Genomic DNA, 23,893 nt, shown 5'->3' with positions numbered 1-23,893 from the left:
AGCTGATAGTCTGTAAGCCTCGACGTTCCCGGGGACGATGAGTTAAGCCCTAACAAGAATTATGACTATGAGCTATCAGCTATGAGCTATGAGCTATGAGTTAATTTAAGTGTATTATCCTAAAGACCTCTTAGATCACGCTCCGATAAACAATTTTAATAAAAAATATACTATCGGCAAAAGCACCTTTCTCAACAAGCCCATCCATAAAAGAGCGATAACAATAAAAAACCCGTAGGGTTCTATCTTGCTATAGGCATAAGACTGCTCAGGTGATAAAACTCCGGCCAGCACCCGCGAGCCATCCAGGGGAGGAATGGGGATCAGGTTAAATATAGCCAGGATAAGATTGATCAAAATAACCATTGCCAGCAGGTTCAAGAATTCAGGCGATATCAGTCCGCTCCTTATTATCAGGGCTGTAATCAATGCTAATAAAATATTTGCTCCCGGCCCGGCCAGGCCCACCCAGATCATATCCCGCCGGGGGTTATCCAAATTAGCAAAGTTAACCGGGACAGGCTTGGCCCAGCCAAATATAATCCTCGAACCTGAAAGGATCAGCATGGCCGGCAAAATTATTGTTCCGACAGGGTCTATATGGGCTAAGGGATTCAAGGTAAGCCGGCCGGCATTCCGGGCAGTCGGATCACCTAACTTATTTGCCATCCAGCCATGGGCAAATTCATGGACCGTTACTGCCGGTAAAAAAACAAGAACCGCTATTAATGTTTCAACCATACGCCCTTTCATCTGTTACTGTTCTATGCGCGGGAAAAGAGGCCTGCCTTTGTTTATTCTGGTTCCCGGCTCGATCAACCCCCATTTTTCCAGGTCGTTGAATTTAAGCTTGTTTATATCCTTATTCAACCCCAGCTGACCCCGGATATTAGCAGACGCAGCCGGCATAAACGGCAGGAGGGCCAGAGCTACAAGTCTTAAAATTTCTACCAGATTGTAGATCGTGTTAGACAAAGCGGCCTTGTTAAAATCATCCCCGGCCAGTTTCCAGGGAGCAGCATCTTCAATATATTTATTAGCAGCATTTATTAGTTTAAATATCTCGATTAAGGCCCCGTTCAATTCAAACATTTTTAACTTATTTTCAAGGTTTTTAGAAAGGGCAGCTGCTTTTAATTTCAATTGTTTATCCAGAACAGTGTCGGCCTTGGCCGGCCGGGGTATATTTCCCTTAAAATATTTCTCAACCATGGTAAGAGTCCTGTGCAGGAGATTGCCCAGGTCATTAGCCAAATCACTATTTATGCGCCTGATTAAAGAGCTCTCAGAAAAATTACCATCCTCTCCAAAACTAATTTCTCTCAATAAAAAGTACCTTACTGCGTCGGTTCCGTATGAGTCGAGCAGTTTAAAAGGGTCAATAGATACCCCCCTGCTCTTGCTTAATTTTTCCCCTCCCAGATTAACAAATCCGTGCACCACGATATGCCGGGGCAATTCTATTTCGGCTGCCAGCAGTATAGCCGGCCAGATCACGGCGTGGAACCAAAGGATATCCTTACCAATCAAATGAACATCAGCCGGCCAAAACCTGCGAAAACGTTCACCCGGGTAATTCAGGCCGGAAATATAATTCATCAGGGCATCAAACCAGACAAATATTATATGTTTTTCATCCATGGCCATAGGTATGCCCCAATCGAAACTGGAGCGGGAAATGCTTAGATCCCGCACTCCTTCTTCTAACCGGTTAATAATCTCACTCCTTCTTGCTTCCGGCTGAATAAAATCTTTATTTTCGCGAATGTGTTTTAAGATTTTTTTCTGATAGCTGCTTATTTTAAAAAAATAACTATCTTCTTTTAAGGTTTCGACTGCCCTGTCGTGCACAGGGCACTTTCCGCTTTTAAGGTCTTTTTCGGTATAAAAGGCCTCGCAATCAACACAATACAACCCCTGGTATACGCCCTTATAAATTTCTCCTTTGTCATAAATCTTTTTAAAGATGTCCTGGACAACCTTTATGTGTCTCGGCTCGGTTGTTCTTATAAAATCATTGTTGGAAATATTAAGCTTTTCACAAATGTCAATAAACATTTTTGTTGTTTTATCAACAAACTCCTGCGGGGACTGGCCTGCTTTAACGGCATATTTGACTATTTTTTGTCCATGTTCATCCGTTCCGGTAAGAAAAAAAACGTCTTTGTCTTTAAGCCGGTGCCACCGCGCAATAACATCAGCGCATACCTTTTCATAGACATGTCCGATGTGAGGAGCAGCTGAGGGATAATCGATAGCTGTGGTGAGATAAAACTTTTCCTTACTCATATTTCATAATGTTTAATCTTCCGGCCTTTGCCTTTTTCAAGCTCGACTACGACCGACTGTTTTATAATATTAACTTCAACTACTTTCCCTTTGCCTTCTTTTAGCTGAATCGTATCTCCCCGCCTGGGAAGCCGCTTGGCTAATTCTTTATAGGTCTTGTATTCGTATCCCAGACAACACATCAGCCTTCCGCACAATCCTGACATTTTAGCGGGGTTTAAGGGTAGATTTTGATCCTTGGCCATCCGGATAGTAACTGGTTCAAAATCATTTAAAAACCGGGTGCAGCATAACGGCATGCCGCAGGGCCCAAATCCCCCAAGCATCTTGGCTTCATCACGAACCCCGATCTGACGTAATTCAATCCTGGCCTTGAAAATACGAGCCAGGTCTTTCACCAGTTCTCTAAAATCCACCCTGCCTTCAGCAGTAAAATAAAATATTATTTTACTGCGGTCAAATGAATACTCTGCTTCAACTAATTTCATCGGAAGTTTATGAGCTCCTATCTTTTTTACGCAGGTCTCAAACGCATGGGATACCTTTTCCCTGTTTTTTTCAATCCGCTTTAAGTCATCGCTGGTGGCATGCCTGACAACCGTTTGCAGCGGCTCCTCCACATCACTATCTAAAATTACCTCGGCCTCGGAAGCAACCTGGCCGTAATCAAGGCCTCTATCGGCTTCGACAATGACATAAGCGCTTGTTTTAAATTTCAAACCGCCTGTGCAGTAATAAATGATCTTACCCGCTTCCCGCAGTTTTACCTGAATCACCTCAAACATTCTTTCTCCTCGATTAAACTGTTAAATGGCTAAATTGTTAAATTGCTATAACAGTTTAGCAGTTTATTTCTTGAAACATTACTTCCAACGCTACTTTACGGTTAACATTCTGATGAATAAGGCGTTTAATTTGATTTATTGTTTCAATAATCCTGACCAACTCCTTAACTGAATATCTATTTTTTAAATTAACCAGTTTTTTCTCCCGGTCTATATTCATTAAAAACCGGGGGGCTCCTTCGCGTAAAACCAAAAGATCCCGGTATAAACTAATGATTATATCCAGATTCCGATCAATCATCTGATCGGGCTGATCAACCCAGGCTGATTCCTTCCCTTCAAATCCATTAATAACCCAATCCATTATTTCATCTCTTGCCTTGAAGATATCTGCTTGTTTTAACTCAATCGCCCTTCCCGGACTTCCATTGGATAGAGACGCCAAAAAATTGGCTTCAGGCCCTTCGATGCCGCACGATGCGCTTAAAAATTTCCTCAAGCTGTTAAAACCTACAGCTTCAAACCTTACTATCTGGCATCTTGAGATAATGGTCGGTAAAAGCGAACTTAAATTCGAACAAATCAAGATTAAAAGAGAGTCCTCGGGCGGCTCTTCTAATGTTTTAAGAAGGGCGTCGCCGGCCTCTTCGGTCATAGACTCGGCCTCTGTAATGATCCAGATCTTTATATTTGACTCGTAGGGTTTCAGGTTAACTGCCTGTCTCAAAGTCCGGACCTGCTCTATTTTAATTTTTCTGCTTTCCTTAACAGGCTCGAGATATCTTACGTCCGGATGGTTAAAATTATCTATCTTCCGGCATTGAGGACAAATATCACAGCAGTCAGAACCCTTTTCCCGGCAATTAAGCACCTTGGTTAATTGCCTGGCTGCCAAAGACTTGCCCACTCCCCGGGGGCCGGAAAACAAATAAGCGTGCGGAATCTTTGAATTCCGGACTGTCTGAGTTAAGATTTCAATCGCTTTTTCCTGGCCGATTATTTGCTTAAACGACATTTCTCACTTTTTCTTTCACTAATCGTGAACTGTAAACCGTAAACCCATTGGTAATTTCTTTCTACTTACTGCCTGCTACTTACTGCCTGCTGCTTTTCTTCAACTCCCAGCAATTTACCGGCTGTTTTCCTGACTTCTCTCTGTGTCTCTTTCATATCCTGTTTTACTTTTATGAGTTTTATCCGTTTGGGGTATCTTTTGGCCAATTTTCGATAACCGCTTCTTACCCGCTGGTGGTAAGAAACGGTCCTGGCCTCTATTCGGTCAGGCCATTTGGTTTTTATACTTCTTCCTAAACCGTCTTTTACGTTTATATCCAAAATTATTGTTAAATCCGGCTGTAATCCATCAGTAGCAAAATTATTTAATTTTTTTATCAAACCAAGGGGAAGTTTATTTCCGTAGCCCTGATAAGCCATGGTAGCGTCACTAAACCGGTCAGAAATAACAAGTTTACCGCTATCTACAGCCGGCGTTACTACTTCAGCCACTATCTGGGCCCGGCCGGCCAGATAAAGAAACAACTCACATTTATCGGTTATTAAGCAGTTAGCCGGATCAAGCAATATTTTTCTTATCAACTCGCCTATCCTGGTGCCTCCTGGTTCCCGGGTATAGACAAAAGGAATCCCTTTCTGTTTAAGCCACTTACATAACATTTTAGAATGCGTGGATTTACCGCTGCCTTCCGGGCCCTCAAAAGTTATCAATTTCCCTTTCATTTAATTTCCCTTCCAGATTGATATCTGCACCTAACGCCGTCCTTGGTATCTTCTAATATAAGTCCTTTCACGAAAAGTTCTTTTCTGATCCTGTCTGCTAAAATAAAATCTTTCTGCCGGCGCGCCTGCTGTCTTTTCTTTATTAAACCTCTGATTTGAGCGGTCAATTTTACAGGTTTTTGTTCGAATATTCCTAATATCAAATCGAATTTCTCAAATAGGCTAAGAACCTGGACCAGATTACTCCGGTTAAACCTGTCTTTTTCTAAAGCAATATTGACACTTCTTACCAGCTCAAAAATGTGGGCCAGGCCTTTAGAAATATTCAGGTCATCACTAAGTGCTTTTTCAAATTTCTTGCCGGAATTCATTATTTTCCGGGATAAAACCCTGTTTTCTTTCTTCCTTGCGTCCGGCCGGCATTGCTTAACCCTGCTTAAGAAATCGTTCAGCCTCTGCACTGTCTCTTCTGCTGACTTTAACCCTTTAAAAGTGAAATTCAAGGTTGCCCGGTAATGCGTGGACAGCAAAAGCCATCTGATTGCTCCGGGTTTATATCCCTTATCTAATAGATTGCGCAGAGTAAAAAAATTTCCCTTGCTCTTAGCCATTTTCTCATTGTTCACTAAAAGAAATTTGCAGTGCAGCCAATAATTTACAAATTTCTTACCCAGGGCTGCCTCAGATTGAGCAATCTCATTTTCGTGATGGGGAAAAATATTATCTTCTCCGCCAGTATGAATATCAAAAGGCTGACCGAGATATTTTATGCTCATAGCTGAGCATTCGATATGCCAGCCGGGCCTGCCGGGGCCTAGCTCAGTATCCCAGAAAGGTTCATCTGTTGTTTTTCTGGCCTTCCAGAGCACAAAATCCTTAACGTCTCCCTTGCCATATTCATCGTGGTCTATTCTGGAACCCGGCCTGACCATATCCAAATTCATTTTAGAAAGCCGGCCATAATTTTTAAAATCCCTGATCCGAAAGTATATCGAACCATCCTTCCGGTATGCATACCCCTTATCCAGCAGTTTCTTTATTAACTCGACCATTTGCTCAATATGTTTAGTGGCCAAAGGATAAAATTCCGCCGGTTCAATATTAAGGCTTTTTAAATCCTCAAAAAACGCGGTAGTATATCTTTTAGTAAATTCAGCGAGACCGACCCCTTCTCTGCCGGCGCCAGCTATTGTCTTATCGTCAATATCGGTGATATTCATCACCTGAGTTACTTCGTAACCCTGATATTTTAAAAACCTGCGCAGTATGTCTTCAAATATATAGGCCCGGAAATTACCCAGGTGAGCATAGTCATAAACCGTCGGGCCGCAGGTGTACATTTTTACCCTGCCTTTTCTGATCGGGATAAACTTTTCTTTTTTTCCGGTAAAAGTGTTGTAAAAGTGTAACATAATATTCCCGTTGTGCGCTATGCGCTATGCGCTTTGCGTTGTGCGTCAAAAAAACAAAAACTAACTTTTAAAGAAAAATGGGATTTAAAAGCGTCAAAACGCAAAACGCATAGCGCACAACGCAAAACGCATCAGTTTTCTTTTCCCCTTAACCGTTCCTTATGCCAGTCTTCGAGATGCGTTTCTATTGCGTCTATTTCCTGCTGAAGGTTTTCAAGCCGTTCGGCCAGAGGATCAGGCAGATGGGTATGATCTAAGTTAATGCCCGGCACGCGCACGCCTTTTTTCCGGGCAATTCTACCCGGCACACCCACCACTGTGCAGTCATCAGGCACTGACCTGATAACAACGGCATTGGCTCCGATATTAACATTATTTCCGATAGTGATATTTCCCAGCACTTTTGCCCCGGTTGAAATAACCGCATTATTGCCAATGCTGGGATGGCGCTTACCCTTTTCTTTGCCGGTTCCGCCCAATGTTACACCCTGGTAGAGTGTAACGTTATCTCCGATGATCGTGGTTTCACCGATAACCACCCCCATGCCGTGGTCAATAAATAAGGCCTTGCCAATCCGGGCGCCGGGGTGTATCTCGATACCGGTGAAATAACGGGCTGCTTGAGAAATCAGCCTGGGCAAAAGTGGAATATTCCATTTAATAACCCGATGAGAAATACGATGAAAAATAATGGCGTGCAGGCCCGAATAGGTAAGCAAAACTTCCCAGAAACTTACGGCTGCCGGGTCGCGTTCAAAGGTGGCTTTTATTTCTTTACGAAACACCAGGGCAATCGACAATAAGAAAGCGATAACACCAACGACAATGGCCAAAATCACTTTTAACCAAAGCATCTCTTCTCACCTCCAACTTAGCTATGGGCTTTGAGCTATGGGTTTTGAGCTAAAAGCTCATAGCCCATAGCCCATAGCTCAAAGCTCATAGCTCTTGCGCCTTTTTTATCCTTTTAATGCATTTCTCCCGGCCAAGAACAGGCAAAACCAGATTCAGCTCCGGGCCGTGGGGTTTACCGGTAATAGCTATTCTCAAGGGTAAATAAAGATCTTTTCCGCCAGCGTTAGATTTTTGTCCCAGCATCTTAACAAAACTTTTAAAATTATCCTTAGTCAAGCCGTTCATTTTCCTTAAAACGTCTATTGCACCGGCCAGGACCTCCCGGGAACGGGCATTTGTAATAAGATCAGCCTCATCCTTTTTAATTTCTATGCCTTCCTTAAAGAATATACCGGCATAATCTACAATTTCCGAAATGTGGGATAGGTGGTCGCGCACTGCCTTTACAATTTCTTTCAGCCAGTCATATTTTTTTTCGCTAATTGAACCTTCGAGAAGGCCGCTATCTTTTAAATAGGCCATCCCCAGAGAAGTCAGCCTATCCAGCTCTATCTTCCTGATATATACTCCTCCCAACCAATCAAGCTTCTTTTGATCAAAGATAGCACCGGCCTTGGTCATGCCCGATATGTCAAACTCCTTTATCAGCTCCTGCCGTGAAAGGATCTGCCTGTCTTCGGAAGGAGCCCATCCTAACAGCGCCAGATAATTCACAACCGCCTCAGGTAGATACCCTAAACGGCGATATTCTGATATTGAAACCGCTTGTTCCCGCTTGCTTAATCTGCCGCCGCCAGGCCCCAGGGTCATAGATATATGCCCGAACTTAGGGGCATTACTGCCCAAGGCATCAAATAAAAGGAGATGCGAAGGGGTATTTGAAAGATGATCTTCTCCGCGGATTACATGAGTTATTTTCATAAGTATATCGTCAAGCGTTACGGCAAAATTAAAAGCAGGCTTCAGGTCAGATTTCAAAATGACAAAATCACCTAATAGGCTCAAATCGAAACTAACCCTTCCTCTGATTAAATCATCAAAAACGAGAATCTGATCAGGAACCCTAAATCTCAAGCATGGTTTTATAGACTTAGCTTTAAAATCAGCTATCTGCTCTGGTCTTAAATTCCGGCATCGATTATCGTATCGCGGAGGACGGCCGTGCTTTAAGGCCTCTTTCCTTCTGCCGCTCAAAGACTCCTCGCTGCAATAACACCAGTAGGCCTTTCCTTTTCTGATCAGGCTTTCGGCAAACTTTCTATAAAACTTTAAACGGTCGGATTGTTTATAGGGGCCAAATTTTCCTCCGATATCCGGCCCTTCGTCCCAATCTAATTTTAACCATCTTAAATCCGAAATAATCTGCTGGATATATCTTTCTTTTGACCTGGTTATATCTGTATCCTCAATCCTTAAAATAAAAGCGCCTTTCTTGTGCTTTCTGGCAAAAAGCCAGTTGAAAAGCGCTGTCCGGGCATTGCCGATATGCAAATATCCTGTTGGAGATGGAGCAAACCTGACCCTAACCATAATCTTTTAAATTGTTAAACTGTTGAATTGTTAAATTGTTAAATTGCCAAACTGTTGAATTATGAGATGCTTTGTACTATTAATATAACAATTCAGCCATTTAGCAATTTAGCGGTTTACTCTGGTTGTTCTTTAAGGCAGACCACGGCGTAACCAGCGATAGATTCTTTTCTGCCAATAGAATCCATGCTTTCATTTGTCTTAAACTTGACATTTACCTGATATTTATCTAATTCTAAAATCCGGGAAATTTCTATCTCTATTCTTTCCCTGAATGGCAAAAGGCGGGGCTGTTCAGCAATTACTATAGTATCTATATTTTCGATTTGAAATTTCTTTTGAGTCATAATATCCAAAACACGCTTTAATAGTTTTATACTCGAAATATCTTTGTAGGCCGCCTGGCTGGAAGGGAAATGCCGGCCGATATCTCCCTGGCCAAGAGCGCCAAGAATAGCGTCACAAACAGCGTGCAGCAGTATATCTCCATCTGAATAACCATCCAACCCCTTTATATGAGGAATCTCGATGCCGCCCAAAATCAGCTTTCTTCCCTCAACTAAGCGGTGAATATCATAGCCAATACCAACCCGCATACCTTCTCACTCCTTCTTCTGTCTTCTGCCTTCTGCCTTCTGTCTCAGTATCAGCTCTGCCAGCAGCAGATCCCGGGGAGTGGTAATTTTTATATTATCCGCTTCTCCCTTTACTAACTTAACCGGATGGCCCATAGCTTCTACTAAACCGGCATCATCCCAGCTTATCTTTTTACTCTTATGAGCCAGGCAATAGGCTCGTTGAATTAAATCCCTTCTAAAAACCTGGGGGGTTTGGGCTAACCAAAGCCGATTACGAATAAGCGTGCGATCCACAACCAGTCTCTGATCCGCTTTTTTGACGGTAGATATTACCGGCACCGCGCTGAGAGCTGCTCCGCAGTCAACGGCTTTCCAGGCAACCTTCCTGATTATATCGCTGGTTACAAACGGCCGAATGCCGTCATGGATCAAGACCAGATCACAACCAGGATCCAGTTCTTCTAAGCCCCGATAAACCGACTGAGTCCGGCTGCTGCCGCCTGTTACAATTTTTTTAACCTTTTTCAGACTGTATTTATTTATTATTTGTCTTCGGCAGACAACCTTATTAGCGCTGGATACAACGACTATGATCTCTTTAATTTCATGAATTTTTTCCAGGGACAACAAGGTATGGGCTAATATCGGCTTGTCAACCAGTATCAGATATGGCTTAGCTTTTTTTCCAGCCATTCTCTCGCCTTTACCTGCTGCTGGAACTATTGCTGAAATTTCTATCAACTAAAGCTATGCCTCCAGTTTAGCAAAAATCATCCTGCCCGCCTGGGTCTGCAGGACGCTGGTTACAACCACCTTCTGAACTTGCCCTATCTTAGACCTAGCGTTATCCACCACTACCATAGTCCCGTCATTTAAATAGGCTACCCCCTGGCCATGCTCCTTGCCTTCTCTAATAATTTTAGCCTCCATCACTTCTCCTGGCAGCACTATCGGTTTAAGGGCATTGGCCAGTTCATTTATATTTAAAGTGGGTACCCCTTGTATCTCGGCAACTTTATTCAGGTTATAATCATTGGTAAAGATCCGGGCATTTAAGATCATGGCCAGCTTAACCAATTTTCCGTCAACTTCTGAAATCTCGGGCAAGTCTGTCTCATGGATCTTAACATCTATATTGGTATTTTTCTGGATCTTATTTAAAACATCCAGCCCCCGGCGCCCGCGATTCCGCTTTAACCCGTCGGAAGAATCAGCAATAGCCTGAAGCTCTTTTAAGACAAACCTGGGGATGATAAATTTGCCTTCAACAAACCTGGTTTCACATATATCGGCAATCCGGCCATCAATGATCACGCTGGTATCCAGAATAATAAGTCCCTCCCGGTGATTCTGCCGGCTAAACTTAACATAAGGAATGATTAAATTAAATTCATCCTGGTTGTGCAGGGCAACAATTACTCCCAGATAAGACAAACTAAGAGCCATGCCTAAGTGAACTCCGGTCCTGACTATATCAGAGAAGGGAATTAAGGCAAATAACGTCATAATTAAATTTGCCATTATCAATCCAAAAAATAAACCGATCATAATGCAGGACAGGCTTTTTACCGATGTTTTTTTTAGTATTAGATCAACGGTTATTATTACTACGGCTACGACCAACCCCGCTGCTGCCCCTGCTAATTTTAAAACTTCGTCCAGCCCGATGAATTGAGTACTTAACCGATAGCCAAACAGCATACATAAAGCGACAAAAAAAAGACGAACAATACCTATTACCATTTCTTGACCACCTCCTTTTAGTATAATTTCGCGCCTTTCAGAAAACTTACAATATCTCTTTCAACGTTATCGACGTTCATATCGATGCCCGTTTTGGAAACCCGAAACCCGCATTTTTTATCCAGCTTCCACACCCAGCTTCCGGTTTCGATACCAGCTTCGACAACGACAAACGAGTTTCTATACCTTCAGTTTCGTGAAACTCTACCTTAATATTCTTCTCTTTTTACGTATAGTGCTTTTCTTTTTAGTATCGTCGGTTGTTTTGGTTTTTTGTTTAATCAGTAATTTCCAGGGGTGAGCTTTTATGTCTTTGGAGAAGTCCTCTAAATTCCGGTATAATCTGTCATCGTTGACTAACCTGCCCAGAGTCCCCTCGCCTTTATTTATTCTGTCGGTTATCTCCTTTAAGTTTTCAGTAATCTGTTTAGTGTTGCTCAAAATCTCTTTTAGAGATCTTTTGGTCTCAGAACCGGTAAGAAGCCCATGGAGAGCCACTAAATTCTCCTCGTTTATCCTGGCCAACCTCTCTATCGGAATAGGGTCGTATCCGATGATCTCATCTCCGTTTTTTAATAATCCTGCTTGCTCGCTTCCCGAAGAGAAAATTTCAATATACTTTTCGCCAAGCATCCCCAGCATATTGATATAGATCTCCGCATCCCTTTTAATTTTAACATCGCTTCGCAGCCAGATTAAGACCTCCACCTGGTCCTTTGCCAATTCTCGGTCATAAAATCTCTTGACCTCTTTAACCTCGCCAACCGTTACTCCGGCCAGCCTTACCGGCGCAGCAACTTCAATTCCATTAACAAAACCAAATATTGTTTTAATTTCATATCCTTTTTTCAGAAAAACATTAATGTCATTTATTGAAAAAACCACCATTGTAAAAAGGATTATTGCAATGCTTACAAAAATACCTACTTTTAACTCCAATCTTTTTTTATCCATTATTTTACCCCGTTTTGGTAATTGGTAAATTCAATTATTTTTTAACTATAACACAATTAAATATGTTTATTAAGCGGCCTATCCCGCGTAATAGGCCCCCAAGCTTCTCCGGTAACAAATTGGTGAACCACCGGACTATTGGTATTCTTTATCTCCTGGGGCGTTCCAGCCATTATAATCTCACCCTGATAGAGCATGGCTATCCTGTCAGCTATTTTATAAGCGCTGGTCATGTCATGGGTTACTGCTATAGAAGTAACCTTTAATTTATCATGTAACTCTAAGATCAATTCATTTATGGCATCGCCCATAATTGGGTCAATACCAGTGGTAGGTTCATCATAAAGAACGATCGAAGGCCTCATCGAAATAGCCCTGGCAAGCCCCACCCTTTTTTTCATCCCCCCGCTTAACTCGGCGGGCTTTAAATCTTCTATGCCCACCAATCCTACAAGCTCAAGTGACTGTTTGATACGCTCGTTTATTTTTTCTTCACCCTGAAGAGTGTGTTCGACTAACGGGAATCCTACATTCTCTCCTACGGTTAATGAATCAAAAAGGGCTGCTCCTTGAAATAACATCCCAAACTTCAGTCTTATTTTATTCAGTTCTCTGCCTTCTAATGTAGTTATATCCTGACCGTCGATCAGGATCTGGCCGGAGTCCGGCTTTAATATTCCGATTATATGCTTCAACAACACGCTCTTACCCACACCGCTTCTGCCAATAATAACCATGGTCTCACCGGTCTGAACGGTAAGATTAAGGCGATCCAGCACCTTATGGCCCTGAAGGCTTTTAGTTAAGTTCTTTATCTCTATCATCTACCCGCTACTCTTTTTATCTGTGTTTTAAAATACAAAATAAAACAGCGCTGTGAACAAACAGTCTGCCGCGATAATCATAATGAACGAGGTAACTACCGAGGTGGTAGTAGCCCGGCCCACGCCTTCAGCTCCTCCGCTGGTATTAAAACCTTGATAACAGCCTACAATTGTAATGATAATCCCGAAAAACACCGACTTTATCAATCCTGTATATACGTCTTTAAAAATCAGCGTATCCCAGGTCATATTAATATACATACGAGAATTAATTCCCAATTTCATTACGCTTACTATATACCCCCCGGCCATCCCGACAATATCGGCATAGAGAGTAAGGACCGGCAGCATTATCAGGCCGGCCAGCAGTCTGGGCGTAACCAGGTACTTGGTAGGATTAGTAGCTAATGTCTGGAGGGCATCGATCTGTTCAGTAACCTTCATGGTGCCTAATTCGGCCGTGATCGAAGCGCCTACCCTGCCGGCAACAGCCAGGGCAGTAAGGACCGGGCCTAACTCTCTAGCCATAGACACGGCCACCAACCCGGAAACATACATCTGCGCCTGAAACTGGCGCAGGGAATAGACAGACTGTAAAGCCAGGACCATACCGGTAAACATAGCGGTTAAAGAAACGATCGGCAGGCTCATAACCCCTATTTTGCTCATCTGGTCAACAATTTCTTTTTTTCTTAACGGCGGGATAAACGCCCAGTATATCGCCCGATAACATAAAAAAGTCAGGCCGCCCACAGAACCAATAAAAAGTAAGACTTTATGCCAGTATTTTTTTATCATAGTTAAAATTTAAACTTATGCTCCAGGCCTAAAAAATTTTCATCTTCTTTCATCTGCATCTTGAGGCTTTTTTTATCGCTTAATATATATTCCAGCTCCAGCTGGTTGTCAAACTGCCTTTCTTCGTTAATATACGTTTTAAAATTAATTCGAAAGTCTTCGCCGATATTCTTACCCAATTGGATTTGATCGCTTTGCCACTTTCTGGTTACCTCCCACCCGCTCCAGACCAGGGCACCGCTTTCAGCCATCACTGTTACACCTTCCAATATATTTTCTTTTTCAAAATTAATCTCCCCGCCCATAATGAACGATCCTTCCTGTTTGTAAATCCTTGACTCATCGATCGCCAGAAATTTAGCGTTGCCGTTCAGATTCACATTTATTGATTCATAATTCCCCAATTTTATTAAAAAACCCTTCTTTGATTCAAAACGGCCTTTCACTTCAGGGTTGCTCAACGGACCCAGTAATCTGAAATCAGCCTTTACCTTTCTGGCGGTAAAAACATTTCTGTCTGGACAAATAAACGGGCTTAGCTCATCTAAATTTTCGGCTGCTACCGTTAACCTAAGGTCAATAATATATGGGAATTTCAGCGAGACACGTCCGGAAAGAGCTAAATTTTCCCCAAAACTTAAAGACAACACCTCCAGGACATCCGACTGCACCCGATAGCAGCAATCCAGCTCTTGAAACGGTTTGTAGTCTAAAATCAAATTTTGACTATTTATCCTGCCTTCTGTAATAATAAACGACCGTTCTGCCGTTTTCAGCTTGCCCGATAAATTAAACTCGCTCACTACATCCAGCGTTTTGAAATTAATGTGATTTAGCTTTAGGTCTATTTCAAAATCCGGTTTTAAAAATTTACCCGACAAAACCAACTTAGGGTCTTCGGAGCCGTCACCAAGTAAGAAAGTTATTGTTTGGCCAATTGATAATTTTCCTTTAAAAGGCACGGTCATACGGTCCAAAAAATTGAAATTACCCTCCAACCAAGACTTCTCCAATCCTCCTTTAAGATTAAATGCGACCCTGAGGCATCTGCTCTCTGCGTTGATAAGCAAGTTACAATCAAGGGGCTTAGAAATCTGTTTAGCAAGCTGTCCGTCTACGGTTAATAAAAAATCGTCCTCTTCTTCTATGCCCTGAGAAAAGCTCAAGCTTAAATTAAACGCGTCGTTTGGGGGATCTATCCTGCCGTATAAATAAGACTGACCGGATCTAAGCTCGACTTTATAATTGGCAACATCGGAAAACCTGACTGTTCCGTAAACATTTTCTTTTTCAACCGCTACCCCGGTAATTTCATCACGCCAGCGTAATTTGCCTTTGCTAATTATAACTATCTGCGGAGAATCGAATTTCCTCAAGACCATATCCCAGAGTTTATATCTTATAATTACTTTGTCAAATCCTGCCGAAAATGCAAACCGGGAACTCTTGCGGCGGACACAGACATTATCAATAATTAGATTATTGACCAGGCCAAATCTAACTTTTTTTGCCGAGACCTCCATGTTCAATATCCGGCTTATTCTGTTAACTATATACAGCTTGAACTCCTTGTCTATGTTAACATTGGCGCCGAGATCCACAATCAAATAGGCCAGGAGAATAAGAAAAATAACTGCCAACAGTAGTTTTCTCATTTAAACCTGTTTATTTAAATGTCAAGTGGTCTTTTTCGAGCAAAACCTTTATCACGCCGCTCTTTTTAAGTCCGCCTTTCAGCATCTGTTCAGACAGAGGGTCTTCAATAAAATTCTGAATAACCCTCCTTAACGGCCTGGCGCCGAGAACAGGATTAAACCCTTTTTCAACTAAAAAATCTTTGGCTTGAAGGCTCAGCTCTATTGAAACCGACTGTTCGCTTAAACGCTCCTTAACATCCTCTAATTCTATATTCACTATTTCGTTCAGATCTTTTTTGGTAAGCTGGTGAAAGACTATCGTGTCGTCTATTCTGTTTAAAAATTCCGGTCGAAAAACCCTTTTAGCCTCATCTACTAATTTCTCCTTCATGGCCTTATAGGTAACTTCTTCTTTTTGCGGAGAAAATCCTAATGCCCCCTGTTTTTTTAACATCTCTGCTCCGAGATTAGAGGTCATTATTATGATGGTACTTCTAAAATCAACTTTTCGGCCAAAACTGTCGGTAAGCCTGCCGTCTTCCAGTACCTGGAGAAGAATATTAAATACATCCGGATGTGCCTTCTCTATCTCATCAAGCAATATCACCGAATAAGGCCTTCTTCTTATCTTTTCAGTAAGTTGTCCTCCTTCTTCATAACCCACATAACCCGGTGGAGCACCCACCAGCCTGGAAATATTAAATTTCTCCATATATTCCGACATATCCAACTGTACTATGGCATCTTCATTGCCGAACATAAATTTAGCCAGGGACCGGGCTAAAAGTGTCTTTCCTACGCCGGTAGGCCCCATAAAAACAAAACTTCCGATAGGCCGTTTTGCATCCTTCAACCCGGCGCGAGAACGTCTGACTGCCCGGGCAATGGCGCTGACAGCCTCATTCTGGCCCACAACCCTTTTATGAATTTCTTCTTCCATCTTAAGCAACCTCTTGCTTTCTTTTTCCTTAAGGGTGGTTATTGGAACACCTGTCCATTTAGCAACGATCTCGGCTATATCGGATTCCGTGACCTCGATTTCCATTTCTATCTTGCTTTCTTTCCAATTTTTTTTCGCCTTGCTTAACTGCTCCTTTGCTTTTCTTTCTTTGTCGCGCAGACTGGCTGCCTTTTCAAAATCCTGGGCCTTAACCGCTGCTTCTTTTTCTTTTCCGGCTTCCTGGATATCCTTCTCTAATTTCTTCAGGTCCGAGGGAGCAGTTGTAACCGAAAGCCTGGCTTTAGCCCCTGCCTCATCTATTAAATCTATCGCCTTATCGGGAAGATGCCTTCCGCTAATATAACGGTCCGACAACCTGGCCGCTGCCTCTAAGGCTTTGTCAGTTATCTTAACCCGATGATGAGCTTCATATTTATCCCGCAGGCCTTTTAAAATTTCTATAGTCTCCTCGACTATCGGCGGGTTAACCGTGATAATCTGAAACCTTCTTTCCAGGGCAGCGTCCTTTTCAATATGTTTACGGTATTCGTTTAAAGTAGTCGCTCCAATACACTGTATTTCGCCTCTGGACAGGGCCGGCTTTAATATATTAGAGGCATCGATAGCGCCTTCAGCGCCACCGGCACCTACTAAAGTGTGAAGTTCATCAATAAAAATAATGATATTTTCGTTCTGTCTTATCTCATCCATAGCTGCTTTAATTCTTTCTTCAAACTGCCCGCGATATTTTGTTCCGGCCACCATTAAAGCCAGATCCAGGATAATTAATCTTTTCTCCCTCAACACCTCAGGAACATTACCGGACATTATCTTTTCAGCCAAGCCCTCAACAATCGCTGTCTTGCCAACACCCGCCTCTCCCAAAAGCACAGGATTATTCTTTTTTCTTCTGCTCAGGATCTGAGTTATCCTTTCGATCTCTTCGGCTCTGCCAATAACCGGATCCAGCTTTCCCTCTTGAGCCAATTTTGTCAGATCTCTTCCAAAAACATCCAGGACCGGTGTTTTGGTTTTTGTCTCAGCCGGCCCGCCGGGAGCAGCCATATTCGCCTTGGGAGTAGCCGAGCCTAGAAGCCTCATTATTTCCTGACGCACCTTATCTAAATCAAGCCCTTGATTAAGCAGGATATGGCTGGCCACACCTTCACCTTCTTTAATCAGCCCTAACAAGAGATGTTCTGTTCCAATATAATTATGGCCCAGTCTCCTTGCCTCATCCATAGCCAATTCTAGGGCCCTCTTTGCCTTTGGGGTAAAAGGGATATCTCCGGAAACTATGGTGCTGGGGCCGGGTTGAACTAACTTTTCCACTCCCAACCGAAGAGTCTGCAGGTTCAGGCCCAAATTCTGCAGCACTGCCGCAGCTACACCTTCACCTTCTTTAATCAGCCCTAACAAAATATGTTCAGTGCCGATATAATCGTGATTGAAGCGTCTCGCTTCTTCCTTGGCCAAAATAATAATTTTTCTGGCCCGTTCTGTAAATCTATTAAACATGCCCGAGTCCTCCTCTATTTTTCTCCTAACTCTCTCCTGAGTAAATCCGCCCTTTTAATATCTCTCTGCATCGGTGTCAAAACCTTTCCTTCTATCTTTTGCAAATGAGCTGGCTGGGAAAGAATAAAAAGCCTGTTCACTTGGGCCTTGTCCAGACTCTTCAGCAAACCTATATCTACGCCCAGCCTGATCATTGACAACAACCCGATGGTCTCAGAGCTGGAAATAAGATGGGCGCTTTTTAGCGTGCCATAGGAACGCCAGATACGGTCGGAAACCCTTTCTTTATTCCGGCTCATAACTGTTCTACGCGCTTCATTCTCATAAGCCACGATTTGTCTTACAACCCGCTCTACGTTATCAAGCAGTTCTTCTTCGCTGTGGCCAAGGGTAATCTGATTTGAAAACTGAAACAGGTTTCCGGATGCTTCTGTGCCTTCTCCATACAACCCCCGGGCAGCTACGCTCAATTTATCCAGGGCCTGCAGGACCTTGTTTATTTGTTTAGTCATTACCAGCGCAGGCAGGTGGAGCATTACCGAAGCCCTAAGGCCCGTGCCTACATTAGTCGGACAAGCAGTAAGGTAGCCCCATCTGTGGTCAAAAGCGAAATTAAGCTTCGTCTCCAGTTCCCGGTCTATTTTGGCTGTCAATCTCCAAGCTTCTAATAAATTAAACCCGGATTGTAAAACCTGGATGCGCAAGTGATCTTCCTCGTTGACCATAATACTTACCACCTCTTGTTTGCTGATAACTACCGCTTTATGATTTTTACCTTCGGCATGTTCACGGCTGACAAGATGCCGTTCCAAAAGAAATTGCTTATCCATGTCCGATAGCTTATCTAACCTTAAAAAAAGCATCTTTTTTAAATACCTTGAGGAACGGACAGCTGGTTCGATCAAAGACAATATTTCTTCCTCTTTCTTTTTATCCGCCCAGTGAGAAAACGGCAGGCCATCCACATTCCTGGCAAGCCTTATTCGCGAACTCATCACTATGCCGGACCGGGGGCCTGTTCCTCTTAACCATTCGCTATTTTGATAAAGCAGGTCATCTAATTTCACCGTTTGTTTTTTCTCCCTTTTTCCAAATCCCTAATTTGGTCACGCAGTTTTATTGCTTCTTCGTATTCTTCAAGTTGAATGGCCTTCTGTAACTCTGCGCGTAAATTATCAAGTTCAAGTTGAGCTTTGGCTTTTTTGACCCGTTTTACAGGAAATTTGCCAAGATGGTGGTTAGAGCCGTGGATCCTTTTTAAAAGAGGTTCCAGTGCCTCTTTAAAGGTTTGATAACACTGGCTGCAGCCAAACCGGCCCATTTTTTTAAAATCACTGTAACCCAAACCGCAACCGGGGCATTTTTTTTGAGCCACTTTTGTCGGTTCAAGGATAGCATCCAGGTCGGTCAATCCTCCCAGGAGATCTGCCAAAGAAAAAGGATGTTCTATAGATGCTTCTTTTTTATGCGCGCACTCTTCGCAAAGATGAAGCTCGGTCATCTTATTGTCTATTATCTCTGTAATGTGAACACTTGCCTCTTTCTTGCCGCATATGTCACACAGCATTTATTTATACCCCCTAAAATCTACTTGCTTACGCTCGTGAAATATATGGAAATTTCATCGTCTGATTTGACAATCTATTTCTATGAGACTCTTCTTTGAAATTCTTCCAATTTCCATTAATTTCTATGAAATTCTTCCTTTAGAGACTCTTCCTATTTCTATTTAGTATTTTACCCCTTCGGTTTCAGTCAACTTTCTGAACTCTTTTATTAATCTTGCGGTTAGCTTACCCGGTTTTCCTTTTCCGATAACCCGGCCGTCTATTTCAACCACCGGAATAATTTCAGCCGCAGTCCCGGTCAAAAAAGCCTCATCGGAAATATACAGTTCGTGCCTGGTCAGAACATGCTCATGGTTCGGGATATTAAATCTATTGGCTATTCCTAACACACTATCCCGGGTAACCCCCCGCAAAGTGCCCATGCACTGGGGCGGAGTAAAAAGCTCATCTTTTTCTACAATAAAAATGTTATCGCCGGTGCATTCAGCTACATAACCCATAGAATCAAGCATTATCGCTTCCTGATAACCACAATTTATCGCTTCGATCTTTGCCAGAATATTATTTAAGTAGTTTAACGACTTAATCTGGGGATTAACCGCTTCGGGAAGATTACGTACCGTAGGCACGGTTACGATCTTTAGCCCTTTTTTATAGAGCTTCTCAGGATAAAGAGTAACTTTATCAGTTATAATGATCACTGTTTCACGGCCTTTGCACTTACGGGGGTCTAATCCCAAATCGCCTTCTCCCCGGGTAACCACTATCCGGATATAGGCATCGCTCAACTTATTTGTTCTCAGCGTATTAATTACCGCCTTTATCATCTCTTGCTTTGTTAAAGGGATTTTTAACATTATGCTCTTGCTGGAATCAAAAAGCCTGTCAATATGCTCTTTTAACTTAAAAATCAGCCGGTTATAGGACCTGATTCCTTCAAATACACCGTCACCATATAGCAGGCCGTGGTCAAAGACCGATATCTTAGCCTGCTTTTTATCGGTCAATTTGCCATTGATATAAACTTTTAAACCCATAAATCCTCCCACAATTGTCCGTCTTTCATCTTATAAACCTTGCCTGCGTTCCTGGCTATCTCTCCTTGATGGGTAACTACAATAAACGTCTGTCCTTTGTCTCTATTTAAGCGCCTGATTAGATCGTAGATCATACCTCCATTTTCAGAATCTAAATTTCCAGTCGGCTCATCACAGAAAACTACATCAGGATCATTAATCAACGCCCGGGCAATTGCTACCCGCTGCTGTTCTCCGCCGGAAAGCTGGCAGGGCTTATGAGTTACCCTGTGTTCCAAACCGATCAGTTTTAACAAATCAGCGGCCTTTTCTCTGACTTTTGACTTTTTACCCTTTGGACCGCTTAATTTTATCAAGCCCGGTAACATCACATTCTCCAGGGCGGTAAATTCACTGAGTAAATGGTAAAATTGAAATATGAATCCTATTTGTTCGTTTCTAAGCCTGGCTCTTTGAGAATCGCTGACCTTGTAAATTTCAGTATTGTTTAAAAAAACACTGCCTGAAGCAGGCCTGTCCAGTCCTCCTAAAATGTGTAGTAATGTGGACTTCCCTGCTCCGGAAGGCCCGACGATAACCTGAAGGCCTCCTTTTTCTATGGTTAAGTTTATTCCTTTTAAAACATCAAGCCTGCGTGTTCCGTTGTGATAGCTCTTGTGAAGATTTTGAGCAAAGACCACGACGTTATTCATATCTCAACGCCTCTATCACGTCAAGCCTGGCTGCCTGCCAGGAAGGATAAACACTGGCCAGCAGGCTAATGACTATAGCGCTCAGCGCTATTACTGCAATATCGCCTGCATTTATGCTGATTGGTATCCTGTCAAAATAATAAACGCTGGCTGGAAATACATCTATCCCGATCACTGTTTCTAAAAAACCCATAATTTTATTTAACGATCTGGTTAAAATCAACCCGCCGGCCAACCCAATGGTTGTCCCCAGCAACCCGACCATTAATCCTTCAAAGCTGAATATAGCCATTATCCCCCGGGAGTTCAAGCCTAAAGATTTCAAAATGCCTATATCTTTGGTCTTCTCCATCACTACCATGATCAGAGTGCTGGCTATATTAAAGGCAGCTACCAGAATAATCAAAACCAGGATTATAAACATTACCCTTTTCTCTAATTTTAAAGCGCTAAACAGGTTTCTGTTCAGATCCTTCCATGAACTTACCCAGTATGGAAAACCAAGCTCTTGTTGAAGCGTTCTTTTTACTTTATCTGTCCGGTGAATATCGTCTATCTTCACTCCCACTCCGCTTATTAAGCCGGGAATGCCGAAAAGCTGCCGGGCCTTTGGGAGAGAAATAAAAGCCAGAAAAGAATCATATTCATACATTCCGGAATCAAATACAGCCTGGACCGTGAGCTCGTATTTTTTGCCTCCTACCGGAGAAATGACCAAGCAGGTATCTTCAATGCCCAGGTTCAGCCTAGCCGCTAGTTCTTTACCTACTATTATACCTGTTTTGTTTCCAAAATCTAACTTACCTTTTACCAGGTAATCGGTTATTTTGCTGACTCTTCTTTCTTTTTGAGGATTTATCCCCCTTACCGCTGCACCAATAGAACTGCCATTAGCCTGGATCATCACCTGGCCGGTGATAAACGGCGAAGCAGCCAATACATGCTTTACTTTTTCGGCCCTGGATATGACCTCTCCCGGATTATCTATGCCTCCCGGATTTTCTACGATCAAATGGGAGTTAATGCCGATAATTTTTCTGGTTATCTCGTTGCCGAATCCGGTCATAACAGCCAATACCGTAATCAGCGCAGCAACCCCTATTCCTACCCCAAGAATAGATATCAGGCTGACCAGAGAAATAAAAGCCTCTCTCCTCTTGGCTAAAAAATACCTCCAGCCGATAAATAGCTCACAGCGCATTTTAAAATAAATGGTTAAATGGCTAAATGGTTAAATGGTTAAACTGAGGATTTGTATCCTGAATTTTAAAACGCATTTTTTTACAATAAGTTACGTTAAAATATTTTTTTAGATTTAACAATTTAACAGTTTAACAGTTTAGCCATTTATCAATTTAGCAGTTTAGCAATTTTTCCGGTTTTAGTTGCGGGAACAGAATAACATCTCTGATTGACGCTGAATTTGTAAGCAGCATGACCAACCTATCAATCCCTATCCCCAGGCCTCCGGTAGGAGGCATTCCATATTCTAACGCCCTCAAAAAATCTTTATCTATTTCTCCGGCAGCGTCCTCAACGCCCCGCTGCTGCTCAAATCTCTGCCTCTGTTCAATAGGATCGTTTAACTCTGAATAGGCATTAGCTACCTCAAGCCCGGCAATAAACAACTCAAACCGCTCTGTAAGCAGGGGATTATCCGGTTTTTTTTTGGCCAAAGGACAAAGTTCGGTAAATAAATCGACAATAAATGTCGGCGCACCTTTTGTCTGGGGCTCAATAAGTTCAGCTATTGTCTTTAAGATCTGAGTCCTGCTGACAACCCCGGCTTTAATATCAACTCCGCGCTTTGCCAGCTTGCCGGTTAATTGCTTAACGTTTTCCTCGGGTCCTATATCAAATTTTTCTTTCATTAATTCCGCAAAAGATTTCTTTTTCCAATTAGACAGGTCTATGGTTGTGCCCTGAAAATCAAATTTTACTTTCCCTAATACCTTTTTAGCTACAAAAGTAATCAAGTCCCGGGTCAGGTCCATCATGTCTTGATAATCGGCATAGGCCTGATAAACCTCGAGCATGGTAAACTCCGGATTATGCCTGGTAGAAATTCCTTCATTACGAAATGACTTATTGACTTCGTAAATTTTTTCAAATCCGCCTACGATCAATCTTTTTAAATATAACTCCGGCGCTATCCTGAGATAGAGATCGACATCCAAGACATTATGGTGAGTCTTGAAAGGCTTGCCGCTGGCCCCGCCGGGAATATGCTGCATCATTGGAGTCTCGACCTCCAGGTACTGACGCTGATTAAGAAAATTTCTAACCTCACTTATTATCTGGCTGCGGATTAAAAAAACCTTTTTTACATCTTTATTTACCACCAGGTCCAAATAGCGCTGACGATACCTGGTTTCTACATCTTTTAACCCATGCCACTTTTCAGGTAAAGGCCTGATGGCTTTGCTAAGCACAGTAAGCTGGCTGACATTCACGGTTATTTCACCGGTTCTGGTTTTAAAAAGTGTGCCTTCAATACCGACAAAATCCCCCATATCTATATTATTAAAAAAATTAAACTTCTTCGTTCCTATTTCATTGATATTAATATAGGCCTGGATTTTCCCTGTCTGGTCCTCGATATTAAAAAACTTGGTCTTACCATGGCTTCTCAGCGCTATTACCCGGCCAGCAAGATTTACTTTTAGCCCTTCTTTGAACAGGTCGCCGGCCTCATTTATCCGGTGCGACCTTTCATACCTCTGGCCATAAGGATTAATCCCGGCCCGGGTTATTGCTTTCAGCTTATTAAGCCGTTCGATCATCAATTTGTCTTTTCCCATAAAATATCACCTTTTAAACACTATATTGTATAAAATATCTAAGATTTTGTCAAGAAAAAGCAAATTCCTGTTATCTACGAATTAAAAGTGCACAGTTTTTAGACGATTTATGTTTTAAAAGTGCACACCTTAACCGAAATTAAAAATAATAACGCTAAAAAGGTCATTCTGAGGCCGAAGGCCGAAGAATCTCAG

The 23,893-nt window shown here is 42.4% G+C and carries 22 protein-coding genes; all 22 read right to left on the bottom strand.

Annotated features, from left to right (window positions below; translation table 11 throughout):
• Positions 1 to 135 precede the first annotated feature (135 nt).
• On the bottom strand, positions 136 to 753 hold the full coding sequence (locus U9Q08_03060; GenBank protein MEA3328695.1) for a site-2 protease family protein: 618 nt from the start codon (positions 751 to 753) through the stop codon (positions 136 to 138).
• A 3-nt stretch (positions 754 to 756) separates the two neighbouring features.
• On the bottom strand, positions 757 to 2,289 hold the full coding sequence (gene metG / locus U9Q08_03055; protein MEA3328694.1) for a methionine--tRNA ligase: 1,533 nt from the start codon (positions 2,287 to 2,289) through the stop codon (positions 757 to 759).
• The gene (locus tag U9Q08_03050) at positions 2,286 to 3,074 is read right to left on the bottom strand and encodes a stage 0 sporulation family protein (protein MEA3328693.1); all 789 of its coding nucleotides are present in this window, start codon (positions 3,072 to 3,074) and stop codon (positions 2,286 to 2,288) included. The genes metG and U9Q08_03050 overlap by 4 nt, the downstream gene beginning before the upstream one ends.
• A 55-nt stretch (positions 3,075 to 3,129) precedes the next feature.
• Entirely contained in the window at positions 3,130 to 4,089 is a 960-nt protein-coding gene (gene holB, locus U9Q08_03045) for a DNA polymerase III subunit delta' (protein MEA3328692.1), read from the bottom strand.
• Between the two features lie 65 nt (positions 4,090 to 4,154).
• A complete protein-coding gene (gene tmk / locus U9Q08_03040) occupies positions 4,155 to 4,811 on the bottom strand; it encodes a dTMP kinase (protein ID MEA3328691.1) in 657 nt (218 codons plus the stop codon).
• Positions 4,808 to 6,223, bottom strand: coding sequence for a cysteine--tRNA ligase (gene cysS, locus U9Q08_03035; protein MEA3328690.1), 1,416 nt, complete (start codon positions 6,221 to 6,223; stop codon positions 4,808 to 4,810). Before cysS ends, tmk begins: the two co-directional genes overlap by 4 nt.
• Positions 6,224 to 6,354: 131 nt before the next feature.
• Entirely contained in the window at positions 6,355 to 7,077 is a 723-nt protein-coding gene (gene cysE, locus U9Q08_03030; protein MEA3328689.1) for a serine O-acetyltransferase, read from the bottom strand.
• An 85-nt stretch (positions 7,078 to 7,162) separates the two neighbouring features.
• Positions 7,163 to 8,608 carry a glutamate--tRNA ligase gene (gene gltX / locus U9Q08_03025; protein MEA3328688.1) on the bottom strand — a complete coding sequence of 482 codons (1,446 nt, stop codon included), beginning with the start codon at positions 8,606 to 8,608 and terminating at the stop codon, positions 7,163 to 7,165.
• 116 nt (positions 8,609 to 8,724) lie between these two features.
• Positions 8,725 to 9,204, bottom strand: coding sequence for a 2-C-methyl-D-erythritol 2,4-cyclodiphosphate synthase (ispF, locus tag U9Q08_03020; GenBank protein ID MEA3328687.1), 480 nt, complete (start codon positions 9,202 to 9,204; stop codon positions 8,725 to 8,727).
• A gap of 6 nt (positions 9,205 to 9,210) precedes the next feature.
• Positions 9,211 to 9,927, bottom strand: coding sequence for a 2-C-methyl-D-erythritol 4-phosphate cytidylyltransferase (gene ispD / locus U9Q08_03015; GenBank protein MEA3328686.1), 717 nt, complete (start codon positions 9,925 to 9,927; stop codon positions 9,211 to 9,213).
• Positions 9,928 to 9,933: 6 nt separating this feature from the next.
• Positions 9,934 to 10,929 (bottom strand): TRAM domain-containing protein, encoded by a 996-nt coding sequence (locus tag U9Q08_03010; GenBank protein ID MEA3328685.1) that lies wholly within the window; start codon positions 10,927 to 10,929, stop codon positions 9,934 to 9,936.
• Positions 10,930 to 11,133: 204 nt separating this feature from the next.
• On the bottom strand, positions 11,134 to 11,883 hold the full coding sequence (locus U9Q08_03005; GenBank protein MEA3328684.1) for an MlaD family protein: 750 nt from the start codon (positions 11,881 to 11,883) through the stop codon (positions 11,134 to 11,136).
• Positions 11,884 to 11,939: 56 nt separating this feature from the next.
• Positions 11,940 to 12,707, bottom strand: a complete 768-nt coding sequence (locus U9Q08_03000) for an ABC transporter ATP-binding protein (protein MEA3328683.1) — start codon at positions 12,705 to 12,707, stop codon at positions 11,940 to 11,942.
• Positions 12,708 to 12,734: 27 nt separating this feature from the next.
• Positions 12,735 to 13,505, bottom strand: a complete 771-nt coding sequence (locus U9Q08_02995; protein ID MEA3328682.1) for an ABC transporter permease — start codon at positions 13,503 to 13,505, stop codon at positions 12,735 to 12,737.
• A 2-nt stretch (positions 13,506 to 13,507) separates the two neighbouring features.
• Positions 13,508 to 15,160: a hypothetical protein gene (locus tag U9Q08_02990; protein ID MEA3328681.1), complete on the bottom strand. Its 1,653-nt coding sequence runs from the start codon at positions 15,158 to 15,160 to the stop codon at positions 13,508 to 13,510.
• A 10-nt stretch (positions 15,161 to 15,170) separates the two neighbouring features.
• Complete coding sequence (locus tag U9Q08_02985; protein ID MEA3328680.1) at positions 15,171 to 17,600, bottom strand: ATP-dependent Clp protease ATP-binding subunit; 2,430 nt, start codon at positions 17,598 to 17,600, stop codon at positions 15,171 to 15,173.
• Positions 17,601 to 17,614: 14 nt separating this feature from the next.
• On the bottom strand, positions 17,615 to 18,667 hold the full coding sequence (locus U9Q08_02980; protein MEA3328679.1) for a protein arginine kinase: 1,053 nt from the start codon (positions 18,665 to 18,667) through the stop codon (positions 17,615 to 17,617).
• Positions 18,664 to 19,167 carry a UvrB/UvrC motif-containing protein gene (locus tag U9Q08_02975; GenBank protein ID MEA3328678.1) on the bottom strand — a complete coding sequence of 168 codons (504 nt, stop codon included), beginning with the start codon at positions 19,165 to 19,167 and terminating at the stop codon, positions 18,664 to 18,666. The genes U9Q08_02980 and U9Q08_02975 overlap by 4 nt, the downstream gene beginning before the upstream one ends.
• A 162-nt stretch (positions 19,168 to 19,329) precedes the next feature.
• On the bottom strand, positions 19,330 to 20,205 hold the full coding sequence (ilvE, locus tag U9Q08_02970) for a branched-chain-amino-acid transaminase (protein ID MEA3328677.1): 876 nt from the start codon (positions 20,203 to 20,205) through the stop codon (positions 19,330 to 19,332).
• Entirely contained in the window at positions 20,196 to 20,897 is a 702-nt protein-coding gene (locus tag U9Q08_02965; protein ID MEA3328676.1) for an ABC transporter ATP-binding protein, read from the bottom strand. The genes ilvE and U9Q08_02965 overlap by 10 nt, the downstream gene beginning before the upstream one ends.
• Positions 20,890 to 22,098: a lipoprotein-releasing ABC transporter permease subunit gene (locus U9Q08_02960; protein ID MEA3328675.1), complete on the bottom strand. Its 1,209-nt coding sequence runs from the start codon at positions 22,096 to 22,098 to the stop codon at positions 20,890 to 20,892. Before U9Q08_02960 ends, U9Q08_02965 begins: the two co-directional genes overlap by 8 nt.
• 154 nt (positions 22,099 to 22,252) lie before the next feature.
• On the bottom strand, positions 22,253 to 23,698 hold the full coding sequence (gene lysS / locus U9Q08_02955; GenBank protein ID MEA3328674.1) for a lysine--tRNA ligase: 1,446 nt from the start codon (positions 23,696 to 23,698) through the stop codon (positions 22,253 to 22,255).
• Between the last annotated feature and the right edge of the window lie 195 nt (positions 23,699 to 23,893).

This window comes from Candidatus Omnitrophota bacterium (assembly GCA_034717435.1).
GTDB lineage: Bacteria > Omnitrophota > JAUWXU01 > JAUWXU01 > JAUWXU01 > JAYELI01.
The sequence above is the reverse complement of the archived record's forward strand: the minus strand, read 5'-3'. Positions and strand labels throughout refer to the sequence as shown.